Here is a 13349-nt window from a genome sequence, read left to right as displayed (position 1 = left end):
AAAACTGGTTTACTAATTGCTGTTACTGTACCTCATAAAACTGCAATCTGCTGTAAGTATGCTTTATTAAAAAATGAATCAAAATTAAAGGAAGAACAAACCAATAAACTTAATCAAGTTAAAAAAGTATCTCCTATTCTCAAAATTATGCATGAACTAAAGGAAAAAATACGAATAATTTTTAATGAAACAAATGATTGGTTAATAGGACTGTTTAAAATGGGTATATGGCTATTAAGAGCAAAAAAATATTTTCCAGTTAGTCAAAAAACAATTATTCGCTGGCTAGACGAAATAATCGCTTACTTTGATAATAATACAACTAGTGGTGTAGTTGAAGGTATTAACAATAAACTAAAACTTATTAAACGTTCAGGATATGGATTCAGAAACTTTGATAATTTCAGAATTAGATGTTTACTTAATTGGCATTTCAATTATTAATAAACCATACTAAGTACTGAATAACCATTATTTTCTGCCCATCTGCTTCGACAATTTAAGAATTGAACTACTATTCAATTAGCGTAGCGGCGTATAGGCGGGCTATAGTATTTAATGGTTTTTATCAGCTAATCATAAGCCCGTCTATACGCAATTGAATAGAGCGCAGCGGTAGTTCAATTCCCTCCTCCAACGAGTTATTTTTCCGCTATTCTATCTTGATTGACTATATTTTTAGCATACTAAGAACTGAAGAGCCATTTCTGTAATATTATCAACGGTAAGTAAGTTGATTAATCTAAAGTGTAAAGATTCAACAGTATTCTTGTCTAAAATAGAAAATTTTGCCTTTAAAGGGCTAATTTTCCTATTTATAAGGATATCAAATGCTTGTTGGTAAGCTGCTTTTGCTTTTTGAGTATTGTTCTGTTGCTTGAGTACATTGCCTTGAATAGTTAAGGCAAATATCTTTGTTTGCCAGAATTCACCACTGTCTAATTCTCTACCGTTTTTTTTCTCCTTATTATCCTCCCATCCTTTTAAAAAAATCATACTTTGTTTTATTGATTCTTCTGCTGACTTAAAATCATCTAGGTATTGATAAGCCAATGATTTAGAAGCATAGAGGTACATTTGTTCAAGTTGAGGATCTTTGATCTTAATAGCTGCTTTTTTTGATATCTCAATAGCTTTTTCTTCTGACTCCAGAGTTAATTTTTCTGCCAATTCTCTAAGCTGTTGCGGATGTGCAAGATATATGTATGCTTCTTCAAGTTTGTTTTGTGCTTCTAAAACTTTCCAAGTGGCTACTGTTACTGAAGTTACTGCTCCAAATAAAGCCAAACTTAAAACAACAGTTCCATTCCGAATCCGCTGCTTAGCTTTCTGATTCGCTTCACTCAATACCAGATTTCTCTTTTCTACTGCTTCCTTGTCCTTCCTCTCCCTTTCCAACTTTGCAGCTTGTTCATCACCAGCAATTTTCTCCTGAATTTCCTTCTCCCTACTAGCAGCTAAAAACTGCTTATCTTGATAACTTAAATTCTTATCTTTTCCCCATTCCTCAGCATCTATTAAAGCCTTACCTCGCAACAATCGAGATTCGTCTTTACCTCCAGAAGCAACCCAAAATTTAAAACTTTCGGAATAGGGACGCAAATTCTTTAATTCATTTTCAACCCAATTCTCGTTAAAAACTTGTTTATATATCAGGTTATAAACTCTTAATTTACCTTCTCGTCTGGCAACTAATCCTGAAAGCAGTAATTCACTTTGTTCAATGGTATTATCGGCTTTAATTTCAGAAGATGCTTGTTCAATCTCAAAATCTCGGATACCTAACCCCCTAGCCTCCTTCCCTGCAAGGGAATGGGGTATTAAAGCCTCTTTCCTTGTAGGAGAGAGGTTTGGAGAGAGGTTTTCTAGTTTTCCAAACATCCTTTCAGATTGCTCCTCCGAACACCTAACTTGCTGATATAAATCTAACAAATATCCAGCCCGTTCCTCATTCCTTAAAATTCTGGCTCGAATGGTGCGTAAGTGTTCTGGTTCATCTTGAGATTCCCAATTTTCAATAATCTGTGATTTGACAACTTCCTCAACAGTGCGCGGATTTTCTTGCTCCGATTCTTCCACCATAAATTGACACAACTTTTGCGTCAGAAACGGTTGTCCTTTCGTCCAATTTAATATTTCTTGTATTACTGCTTGAGAATCGCTAAATTTTCCCCTAAAACCTTTTTCTAACGGTTCAACTTCGTGTAACTGAAATCCCTTGAGAGAAATAGCTTTACCAATATTAAACGGAGTGCGTTGTTTATCTTGAATTAAATTGCTGGGTGAAGCGACTCCCAACAAACAAAATGTCAAGCGGTTATATGCAGGATTATCAACACGCTGGTTATAACAGGAACGAATAAAAGCGAAAAAATCATCTGTAGGAAAATCAAGACTGAGAACACTATCAATTTCATCAATAAAAATAACAATATTTTCTTTAATTTCTACAAGTAATATTTCTTCCAAAAACTTGCGAAATTTGGTTACAAGAGAATTTAATTGATTTGCTTCCCACCAATCTGCAAAATCAATATCCAAATCAAAAATATCAATCAGCGAATCAATTAAATCCGCATACCATTGCTCCGGTGGGACATTTTGAATACCACCCGCAGAAAGATCGATCGCAGCACATTCCACACCATTTTCCCTTAAACGGCGCATTGTTCGCACTCGTAAGCTGGATTTACCACTTTGACGGGAATTTAACACATAACAAAACTTTCCCGCTTGCAATCCATCATACAATTCACCGTCAGCATCTCGCGTCACATAAGTGCTGGCATTTTCCGGTAGACTTCCAGAGAAAATATATTGCTCAACCATAATTTATACCAACTCCAAAAAACTCAGCGTACCTCCGCGTTTACCTTTGCGTTCCTCTGCGTTAAAAAATAAGATTAAATATCACACCAAACGCTCCGAGAAATACCGACGATACAAATCGTAACTAGGAACACAATCATTCCCTAAAAGTTTAACTAATCCCATGCTATGTAGTTTAAACCCAAATTCCGCATCAAGTCGCACGGGTTGATTTGCCGTTACCACTTTTTTATAAGCCGATTCCAACAAAGGATTATGTTGTAAATTCCATAATTGTTCCCGCAGGTGGTTGCTAAAAATCCCCTCTTCTGTAGGTGCAAGATTTAAAAGTTGCTCTAGAGTTATTTGTTTCGTTTTGAGATTGCTAATAGCTTCCTGTATTAAATAAGGATGTCCCCCTACTAACTCCATTAACTTATTTAAACCTTCTTGTCGCAACTGAATATTGCGATCGTAGCGCTTGGCAATATTTTCTACTTGTTGCAAATTAAACTCAGGTAAATCAATTGCTATCCCCACATTAAACGGTGAGTGATTTGTATCCAAGCAAGGATAAGCCTCAGTAGAATGAACCACCACCAACCGCAGTTTTTGCCAAATTTTACCAATCCTGTCTCCTTGCTTAGCAGATTCATACCATCCCCGTAGCAGCAAGCAGAATTGAGGGAAAATATCGGGATATTCAAACAGCCGCTCAAAATTATCGATCGCAAATACTAAAGGGCGATCGCTAACAGATAATAAGTATTTTTGAAAATAACGAGTACAGTTTTTATTCAAACCATAAATATCTTTCCAGTATTGATCGAGTTCTGGCTCTAATTCCAAACTGTCAGAAACATCAGCACACAGGCACTGTAAAAACGTTTTTAAGCTAGCAAGAGTATTAATATCGGTAAGTTTTAAATCTAATTTTGCGATTCGATAACCTTGTTGTCTGGAATAGTCGAGTAATTTTTCCAGCAGCATAACTAAAAGCCTTATAAAGACGTAAAACGTTACTTCTCTACATAACAATTCATACTGAAATTCATCAGGCAATATTTAAGTACTGAACTAAATTAAAGTCGTAACTACAACGCGCAATAGGATAATATATATACGAAAAAAGTCAGGTATCATTAGATGCCATTACTTGAATCGGGTTATTTATCTGCTATCACTCATAAGTAGATACCGAAGGGTTTATAGTGAATTACCTGCTTACAAATCAAGAATTTTCGTACACAAAGCCTATGATGCACTTTTTATTAACTTGGCTCGGCACTGCGGTGTCATTACTAATTACCGCTCATATTGTTCCTGGATTCGTGATTGAAAGCTTTGTTGCAGCGTTGGTTGCAGCTATAGTTATAGGATTGGTTAATGCTTTTATCAGACCTATTTTAAGCATTTTAACACTGCCGATAAACCTGCTTACTTTTGGATTATTTACCTTTGTTATCAACGGATTTACCCTTTGGCTAGCAAGTATTCTTACCCCCGGTTACGGTTTCATAATCGGTGGACCTTTAGCTGCTTTATTAGGCTCAATAGTATTAGCAATAGTTTCTAGCGTGATTAACTATTTCTTAAGAGCGGTTGACTGAATAAGTTGTAATCTATAAGTTATTTACATTTTTCATTCTTCAAACAATTATTACAAATGCAGTAATTAAAGTTTTACTTTAAATCATTTGTGAGAATTACAAAACCCGGTTTTTTGAAAAAGCTGGGTTTTTTAGTGCTTATTTATTCAGAAAATTTTATACTAAGAACACTCTTAAAAAATAGCCAGTAGGTTGGGTTAGACGCACGCATGATACAGCATTCAACGAATAATTATCATTGCCTCGTAACCCAACATCTTTATCGTCTATATTTACGTCTTACACTTGAACAAAGATATTTTTATTTATCCAAAGCAACTTACAGCAGTTTGTAAGTAGTTAGGACTTACGCACTGAAACAGAAAATCAACGTTTTAGGCAATAGGGAACGCCGAATCTGGGAACGGGAAATAGGGTATTACAGCCATTTTATATATCTGAGTGCGTAAGTCCTGGTAGTAATGGTACAGGAACTTCAGCTTAAAACTCTTGTGGGATGGGCAAAGAAAGCACGTCCGAATGTACTTCACTGACATGAAAGTTTATATTTTATGTCGTAAGCTTTTTCTAAAATATTTTGATTTGTCCAAAGTGCTGATGTTGGGTTACGACACGATGAACATAGAACATCGTTACAAATTAAATTGTTGTTCGTGTCTAACCCAACCTACGACTAATTCGTTGAATAACCAAAATTATTGTAGAGACGTAATATACTACGTCTCTACATTTTTAATTCGTACTATGTTTGCTGTTATACCTAACTCTAGTTCCAGCCCAGAGCAATTTCTCTCGTAAAACCTGATAGTACGAATAATTCTCACGTAAAATAATAAACTTAGACCGACAGTCCGCCATACGTACATCTACGCGATGACCTGGCCATATAGAAGTCGCCAAAACGCCATCAGTCCATAATTTAGTACTTAGATCGTAATCGCCCAAAGGCCAAATGCTAACCACCGAACCCGGAGGCAAAACAAATGGGCGACTTGAAAGACTCATCGGACAAATAGGAGTGATGGTAATCGCTTCCATACCATCGTGCATAATCGGACCGTTAGCAGAAACCGTATAACCTGTTGAACCCGTTGGTGTAGAAATAATTAACCCGTCTCCCTGATATTGATCGACGACCTCATTATCAATTTCCATTTCCAAAATTGACGTGATCATGCGGTCGGCGGAAGCGGGTTTTATACACATTTCGTTCAAAGCAAGGTAGTTTTCGGTGATCGGTTCTAAATTAGAACCATGTCCCTCATAAACTGCTGCTTGCAACATCATCCGTCGCTGTACGGCATAACGATCTTCCAGAAGTCGATCCCAAACTAATTCGGTATCTTGAAACTCTTCTACCGACTCAGTTAAGAATCCTAAATGACCCCCTACATTCACCGCCAAAATAGGAACGCCAGCCTGGGCTAAATGTCTTGCACCAGTTAGAACCGTACCATCACCACCAAGTACTATGGCTAAGTCAATTTGTTGGGTTGCCGAAGCTAAGAAAACCGGATATGGATTATCTTTTGGTCCGCTAGGTCCCATCAATACATGACATTTACGATGTTCTAACTGGCTAGCACAGATTTCAGCCCAGCGTTTGCTTTGGGGATCTCGTGCCTTGTAGGCAATAATTACTTGCTTAAGCTCCACGAAACTACCACTTTAGGAGGTTAAACTGTTCCATATCAACAGTATCGCGATTGCGGTATATTGCCAATACAATTGCTAAACCTACGGCTGCTTCAGCAGCGGCTACAGTAATTACAAATACGGCGAAAACTTGACCTTTAATTAATGTTGAATCTAAATAGTTAGAAAAAGCCATCAAATTCAAGTTCACCGAATTTAGCAACAGTTCAATTGACATTAACACTCGTACCGCATTACGACTGGTGACTACGCCATAAATACCGATACAAAATAGAGCGGCAGCTAGTAATAAAAAGTACTGAAGTTGCATGATTGTTTACTATTCCTATTTTAAATCAGTTATCAATTATCAGTTATCAATTATCAATTATCAATTACCAAGTTTCACTCAAAGAGTATAGATAATAAATTACTTGTTCTAAACGAAAAGGTCAGGTTAAGTAATTAAAAAATTGTTCATTGTTCATTGATAACTGTTCATTGATAATTGTTCATTGCTATTTATCTTCACTGACCGCCGATACCAATTCTCTCGGACGTTCGGGCAATTCCAAAACAGTTTGTGGCATTTGGTCTGAAGTTTCTTGAGGAGGTAAATATTCGCGGCGCGCTAAAATAATTGCTCCTACCATCGCCATCAGCAGTAAAACAGAAGCTAATTCAAAAGGCAATAGATAATCGGTGAAGAAATGCTCGCCAATTATAACAATAGAGTTTTCAACCGGAGTTGCAGTAGAAATACTCCACGGAGTTGCTAGAACCATTGTACTTAAAAGTGCAAACAATCCTAAGCTAACTAATCCTGTTAACGCTTTTCTTAGCCAAGCATTCGGCAAAGGTACAAAATCTTCTTGCTTGTTTACCAACATAATGGCGAACAAAATTAATACGTTTATTGCTCCAACATAAACTAACAGTTGGGCTGCGGCTACAAAGTCAGCATTAAGCAATAGGTACAATCCTGCAATACTAACAAATACACCCGCTAGCAAAAAAGCAGAGTAAACAATATTGCTAAACAGCACAACTCCCAGTGCTGCTCCAATCATCATCGCTGCCAGTATGACAAACGAAACTACCTGTATTCCACCCGCTAAATCCACTTTTTTGTCCTTTTTTGTTGGTTATTGGTTGTTAGTTGTTAGTTGTTAGTTGTTAGTTGTTAGTTGTTAATTATCTTATTTATGATTAACAATTCATTCATAACTTATAATAAATAACTCTTTACCCCTAACTCCTAACTCCTAACTCTTAACCTTTTGCTTCTTCTTTTTCTTCTTCTTTTTCTTCTACTAAATCTTGTGGGAAAGCAGCCCCACGAGGTGCATCTAGTGGTACATCATGGGGTTCCATTACGCCTTCGGGAAGGTAAATTAATTCGCGCAACGGTGTTACCATTGGGTCATCTGTGACTTTATAAGGCAGACGACCTAAAGCAACGCTATCGTAATTCAATTCGTGACGATCGTATGTAGAAAGCTCGTAATCTTCTGTCATTGATAAACAGTTAGTCGGACAATACTCTACACAGTTACCGCAAAATATACAAACTCCAAAATCAATACTGTAGTGATTAAGCTTCTTCTTTTTGCTAGCTTTGTTAAATTCCCAGTCCACTACAGGTAGGTTTATCGGACATACCCGAACGCAAACCTCGCAAGCAATACACTTATCAAACTCGAAATGAATTCTACCCCGAAAGCGTTCGCTAGGAATTAATTTTTCGTAAGGATACTGTACCGTAACGGGACGACGCTGCATATGGTCGAAGGTAACGGCTAAACCTTGACCAATATAGCGAGTGGCTTCCCAGGTTTCTTTACCGTAATCAACTACTTGTTTGAGGAACTTTAACATTGTGTCTCTCTCCTTATACTTAAATAAAGTTAGGAGTTAGAAGTTATAAGTTAGGAATTAATAAATTTTTTTATTCACAACTCATAACTCATAACTCATAACTCATAACTTCTGATTCATCCACCAAAGGCAAAGGGAAAAGCTAATTTTAATGCTGCGGTTAACAGCAAGTTAACTAAACCAATGGGTAGTAAAAATTTCCAACCTAAATCTAAAAGTTGGTCGATGCGAACTCTTGGTACTGTCCAACGCAACAAAATTGCTAGAAATACCAAGAAGTAAGCTTTTAGTACGGTCATTGTGATGCCTAATGAAGCCGTGACTATCTGCAAAACGGGATTATCAACACTTACTCCTAACCAACCTGCCATTAAATTGATCGGAATCGGAAAATCCCAACCACCTAAATATAAAACAGATACCAATAAAGCAGATAATACTAAATTTACGTAGGAACTCAAGTAAAACAAAGCGAACTTCATACCAGAATATTCGGTTTGATAACCTGCTACCAGTTCCTCTTCTGCTTCTGGTAAATCGAAAGGCATACGTTCGCATTCAGCCAAAGCTGATATCCAGAAGATTACGAAACCTGCTGGTTGCCGCCAAACGTTCCAGCCCAAAATCCCGTAACCCGATTGTTGATTAACAATATCAACGGTGCTGAGGCTATTTGACATCATGACAACCGCCAATACTGCCAGCGCCAAGGGAATTTCATAGCTAATTGATTGTGCTGCGGCTCGCAACCCCCCTAAGAGAGCATATTTATTATTTGATGCGTAGCCAGCCATTAATAAACCGATTGGCTGAATGGAAGAAAGAGCAATCCATAAGAAAACTCCCATTCCCACATTGGTTATTAATAAATTTTGTCCAAACGGCACAATTAAATAGGACAGAAATACTGGCAGCACAACGATGATGGGACCAATGGTAAATAACCCGCGGTCGGCTTTGGCCGGTATTATATCTTCTTTAAAGACTAATTTTAGACCATCCGCGACTGGTGCGAGCAAACCCAAAGGTCCGATAAATTCTGGGCCAATCCGCTGCTGGGCTGCTGCTGAAATTTTTCGCTCTTGCCAAACACACACCAGCACCCCTACAGTGGCACCAATGAGCATCAAAATCATAGGCAAGGGCATCCAAATGGCTTTAGCCGTACCCGCAGGCAGTCCCAAATCCATTAAGCTTTGAATAAAAGTTCCTTGCAGATCAATTCCTGAATTCATAAAAACTCGCGGTATATGGGAAACTCAGCGTCTCTAGACCTGAGAGGAAAACAACACGTGGAATTTTAATCCCCGTGAAAGGGGTTGGTTTTGAATGGTATAAACCAAGAACCAGTAAACCTGTGTTACAGGATTTATTGCTTGAGCTATATCTAAATGTCGAACGGATATACTCAAATCTCTACCAGTAAAATTCATTAGCCGAATTCAATTGGCGAGAAACAGGCAGTGCCAACTACCTTGCTCACTATCAGCGGTTTTCGCGCTTCTCTAGATTTTGCACAATAAAGTATTAAGCACTACATTAAAACCTTCATACTTCGTGCTTTAACTGCTCATTTACAGTTATTTAGACTCATTAATAACTGTAAAGTAACCCAGCAATATCTTTACCTAAAAAAGGCAAAATTTAAGATTTTTTGCGATAACCATGCCTAGTATATCGCTCTAAGGCAAGAGGTTCTCTCACCCAAGTGAGAGGTTCTGCTTATCTCATCGATAAAGAATTCCCTTCTATAGGGATGGGGAGATGGGGAAGAAGAGGGGATGGGGAGACAAGGGGACAAGGAACGAGTAACGAGTAATAAGTAATGAGTCGGAATGGAAGATTGAACAGTAGAGATAAAAAGAAAACATTGCTGGTAATTCACTCTTAACTCTCTACTCACAACTCCTAACTCCTAACTTATAACTTATAACTCCTAACTCCTAATCCTTAACTCCTAACTCTAATCCCCAACCTAACCGCGTTCGGTTATATGCACGTAATCAACGTTGTGGCGACCGTTGTAAACCTGGCTGGGACGAAAAATTCGGTTTTGTACTAACTGCTCTTTCCAATGCGCTAACCAACCAGCAACACGAGCCATCGCAAATACTGGGGTAAAAAAGTCTGTAGAAATTCCTAATTTTCTATAAACTAGCCCGGAGTAGAAGTCAACGTTAGCATAAATTCCTTTATGCCCAAGTTTTTCTTCTACTACTCGTTCCATTTCTTGAGCAATGTCATAGTACTTGTCATACCCAACTTTGGCAAATAGTTCTTCTGCTAAGTCTTGCAAAATCTTTGCACGGGGATCTTTTACTTTGTAGACGCGATGACCGAAACCCATGATTTTGGCTTTTCGCTGAATGCAGTCTAAAACATAAGGACGAACATTTTTTGTTGAACCAATTTCCTCTAACATCCGAATCACTTCTTCGTTCGCACCACCGTGTAAAGGTCCTCCTAAAGTTCCGACTGCACTAGCAACTACTGCGTAGGGATCGGTAAGAGTAGAAGCTGTTACTCTAGCGCTAAAGGTGGAAGCGTTCATGGTGTGTTCGGCATGAAGTATCAAGCAGACATCAAATATCCGCGCCGCTACCGGGTCTGGTTTTTCCTCATGCAGCATATACAAAAAGTTAGCAGCATAATCTAAATCATCATGAGGACGCACGGGGTCATCACCTCGCCGCATCAATTCAAAAGCTGCCACCATTGTAGGAATACTTGCCAACAAACGAACAACGGCATCTCTGATATAAGCTGGATTCTCTAAATCGCGCCGAGAATAAAACAAACCTAATGCTGCTGCTGAAGCTTGTAAAACATCCATTGGATGACCGCTTTCGGGAAAACACTTCATCATGTCCCGAATGCGGTATTTTATCCTTCTATTTTGATGAACTTCATGTTCAAATAATGCTAATTCTTCCTTAGACGGCAGTTCGCCCCAAATTAGCAGATAAGCAGTTTCTAAAAAACTACTCTTTTTTGCTAGCTCTTCAATTCGGATGCCACGATATTCTAGTATTCCCTTCTGCCCGTCAACATTGCTAATACTGGATTGAGCTGCGGGAACACCATCCAATCCGGGCTTAAATTCGCAAACCATCATGGCAATACCATACGAATGTTGAAAGATTTTATAGAGTTAACTTACCAGAAACTTTTACCGTCATAACAGTATCCTTTAATACAAAATGCTTTTGATGAAAAGTTGGATAACTCAAGACAGCAAGTATCTGGGTGGTGTCAACCAAAACATTTGACCGCGACCCACAATAGAGGCGGTAGGGGGTATTTCTATTCCAATGATACCTGCTTTTTTGAGTACCAAGCTGTTTTTAACTTCTCCCCAGATTAAGATTTCAGCCCAATTAGTTAGACAAGGCTGATGTCCGACTAATGCCAAGCGAGTGGAAGGCTGATAGTCTTTAGGTTTCAACCATTTTTCAACCCAATCCTCTGTACTACCACCAGGAGCAAGATAAGAACATTGTTCCAATTGCGAACTTAACCCTATGGAAACTAAGATTTCTGCTGTTTGTTGCGCTCTTACTAAGGGACTCGTTGCGATTAAATCAAAACTTAAATCCAAGTCTTTTAAGCATTGAGCAACTTTTTGCGTTTTTTTTCGCCCCTGTTCGGTGAGACTTCGTTGCTCATCTTTGATTTCACTGGTAGCTTCTTGAGCAATACCATGACGAATAAAATATAGTTCCACAACTTGTTGATTTTATATTTTAGATTTTTGATTTCGATCTAAATGGATTAAATTAATCAGAATAGTTGATAATTTTATTACTAACAACTAACAACTAACAATTAACAACTAACCACGAATAACTATTCATCATCAGATGATATGAGATTATCTTTGGGATTGACTAATTTCAACAACTTCTGCTTGATTTGAGCATCATAAACTTCCCATTTCATTTTTGCATAAGGTGAGTTTTCGTTGCTTCCAGACAAAAAGCCCATCGGAATTTCAAAGCCACCAGCGCTAGTACGTCCACCACCAAAAAAGCGCCCCGCGCTATCTTGCCCAAAAGCTTCTTTGATGAATTCATCGGGATCTAAAGTTAATTTATTAGTTCTTAAAGAACCAATTACTACTTCTAATTCTTCTTCATCTTCATCGTGAACTATACCGTAAACAACTGCGGTGTGAACGTTATCTTCTGTCACCAAAAAATCAGCAGCTTGGGGAATTGCATCTCTATCGTCGTAGCGTAAGTAACCCACGCCAGCAATGGAAAAATTATTTTGCACGATGCGATTTCTCAACGAGCGTTCAATCACGTCCATTACTCGCTTGGAACGAGTGGCTAGCAGTATAGTATTGAGCAACTGACCGTCATAAAATCGGCTCAGATAAGCTGCTGCCATAAAATCTTCTTCTTTAGCCTGCATGAGTCGATTTGTATCTGAATGCAAGCCGTGCATCAGGGCTGTAGCACAGTTAACGTGTTCGCTCATGCTGCTATCTAGCTGCAACAACCCGGATTGTAGATATTGAGTAAAAATTGTTGCCGTTGCCCTTACCCCAGGACGTATGTCAGCAAACTCTGACTTTAAATCGCCCTGTAAATTGTGGTGATCCACGATTACCGTTAAAGGAATCGCTGCTTCCCGAACTTCCGCCAGCAAAGTGGAAGTAGTACCTTGATTATCAATTAGTACATAACCTTGATATGACGATAAATCACGATTTTTGAAGCTTTGTAAGGGAGTACGAATTGCCGGTAGACTCGTAAGCTTTACTAAAGCAATATTTTCTTGATGGGAAAGAGTTCCTGCATAAGTGATATCGCACTTAATATCGTACTGCTGAGCAATCAACTGGTATGTCCAAGCTGAAGAAAGAGCATCGGGATCTGGGAAATCTTGTAAGATAATTATTTGCCGCTCGTGCTTGTGTGCTTGGAGCGTTTTTAATAATTGTTCTGATTTCTGAGCAGCTAAGGTACTAGTACGAGAACCTGCTCGATTATTACCATTGGGTATTGTTGCCACAGATTCATTCAATGGAAGCGATACTTCCAAAGAATCTCGGTCAATTTCAACATTTTTGTCGGTTGAGTCTGGTTGCAATTGCAAATCCTCAACCTGTTTTTCGGAAGAATTTCGTTGCATAGGGAACGTGTGTTGTAGCGTGAGCAGTTTGGGGTTGAAAAGCTTTAAAAAACTAAATATCTTCACCTGCCACAGATTACAATCTTCGCACTCTATGTAGCAAAGCGCCAATATTTCAAATATATTGCGTGCAAATGTTATTGTCGCAATTGAATTTGGTTACTCCTGAAAGAACCTATTGATTCGCCTTTAAGACAGTAGTAATATTGCAGCAGGCTAAAATAAATCATATCGCCAGCCTTCTTTTATTATAATTATTCAATGTGCCATCACAGCAGC

The 13349-nt window shown here is 38.3% G+C and carries 12 protein-coding genes; 2 read left to right on the top strand and 10 right to left on the bottom strand.

Annotation, left to right across the window (positions count from 1 at the left end; translation table 11 throughout):
* The coding region (locus tag ACM03V_RS15740) for an ISL3 family transposase (RefSeq protein ID WP_414621730.1) at window positions 1-444 on the top strand (444 nt) is incomplete at its 5' end.
* A 234-nt stretch (window positions 445-678) separates the two neighbouring features.
* Here ACM03V_RS15740 and ACM03V_RS15735 read toward each other — a convergent pair.
* Window positions 679-2829: an AAA-like domain-containing protein gene (locus ACM03V_RS15735; RefSeq protein WP_414621729.1), complete on the bottom strand. Its 2151-nt coding sequence runs from the start codon at window positions 2827-2829 to the stop codon at window positions 679-681.
* A gap of 81 nt (window positions 2830-2910) precedes the next feature.
* A complete protein-coding gene (locus tag ACM03V_RS15730; RefSeq protein ID WP_414621728.1) occupies window positions 2911-3798 on the bottom strand; it encodes an AAA-like domain-containing protein in 888 nt (295 codons plus the stop codon).
* A 266-nt stretch (window positions 3799-4064) separates the two neighbouring features.
* On the opposite strand from ACM03V_RS15730, the gene ACM03V_RS15725 reads away from it, so the two are divergent.
* The gene (locus ACM03V_RS15725) at window positions 4065-4418 is read left to right on the top strand and encodes a phage holin family protein (protein ID WP_414621727.1); all 354 of its coding nucleotides are present in this window, start codon (window positions 4065-4067) and stop codon (window positions 4416-4418) included.
* A 732-nt stretch (window positions 4419-5150) separates the two neighbouring features.
* On the opposite strand, the gene ACM03V_RS15720 is transcribed toward ACM03V_RS15725, so the two are convergent.
* From ACM03V_RS15720 to ACM03V_RS15685, 8 genes are all read right to left on the bottom strand, one after another.
* On the bottom strand, window positions 5151-6074 hold the full coding sequence (locus ACM03V_RS15720; protein ID WP_414621726.1) for an NAD(+) kinase: 924 nt from the start codon (window positions 6072-6074) through the stop codon (window positions 5151-5153).
* A gap of 4 nt (window positions 6075-6078) precedes the next feature.
* On the bottom strand, window positions 6079-6384 hold the full coding sequence (gene nuoK, locus ACM03V_RS15715; RefSeq protein WP_414621725.1) for an NADH-quinone oxidoreductase subunit NuoK: 306 nt from the start codon (window positions 6382-6384) through the stop codon (window positions 6079-6081).
* Window positions 6385-6571: 187 nt separating this feature from the next.
* A complete protein-coding gene (locus ACM03V_RS15710) occupies window positions 6572-7177 on the bottom strand; it encodes an NADH-quinone oxidoreductase subunit J (RefSeq protein ID WP_414621724.1) in 606 nt (201 codons plus the stop codon).
* A gap of 148 nt (window positions 7178-7325) precedes the next feature.
* Entirely contained in the window at window positions 7326-7931 is a 606-nt protein-coding gene (ndhI, locus tag ACM03V_RS15705) for an NAD(P)H-quinone oxidoreductase subunit I (RefSeq protein WP_414621723.1), read from the bottom strand.
* 116 nt (window positions 7932-8047) lie between these two features.
* Window positions 8048-9166, bottom strand: a complete 1119-nt coding sequence (gene nuoH, locus ACM03V_RS15700) for an NADH-quinone oxidoreductase subunit NuoH (RefSeq protein ID WP_414621722.1) — start codon at window positions 9164-9166, stop codon at window positions 8048-8050.
* A gap of 740 nt (window positions 9167-9906) precedes the next feature.
* Window positions 9907-11046, bottom strand: a complete 1140-nt coding sequence (locus ACM03V_RS15695; RefSeq protein ID WP_414621721.1) for a citrate synthase — start codon at window positions 11044-11046, stop codon at window positions 9907-9909.
* A gap of 111 nt (window positions 11047-11157) precedes the next feature.
* Window positions 11158-11655, bottom strand: coding sequence for a phosphohistidine phosphatase SixA (gene sixA, locus ACM03V_RS15690; RefSeq protein ID WP_414621720.1), 498 nt, complete (start codon window positions 11653-11655; stop codon window positions 11158-11160).
* A gap of 122 nt (window positions 11656-11777) precedes the next feature.
* Window positions 11778-13070, bottom strand: a complete 1293-nt coding sequence (locus tag ACM03V_RS15685; RefSeq protein ID WP_414621719.1) for a DHH family phosphoesterase — start codon at window positions 13068-13070, stop codon at window positions 11778-11780.
* Window positions 13071-13349 lie beyond the last annotated feature (279 nt).

This window comes from Calothrix sp. CCY 0018, from assembly GCF_963920925.1.
In the GTDB taxonomy this organism is placed as follows: domain Bacteria; phylum Cyanobacteriota; class Cyanobacteriia; order Cyanobacteriales; family Nostocaceae; genus Rivularia.
This window is presented reverse-complemented; position numbering and strand designations above follow the sequence as displayed.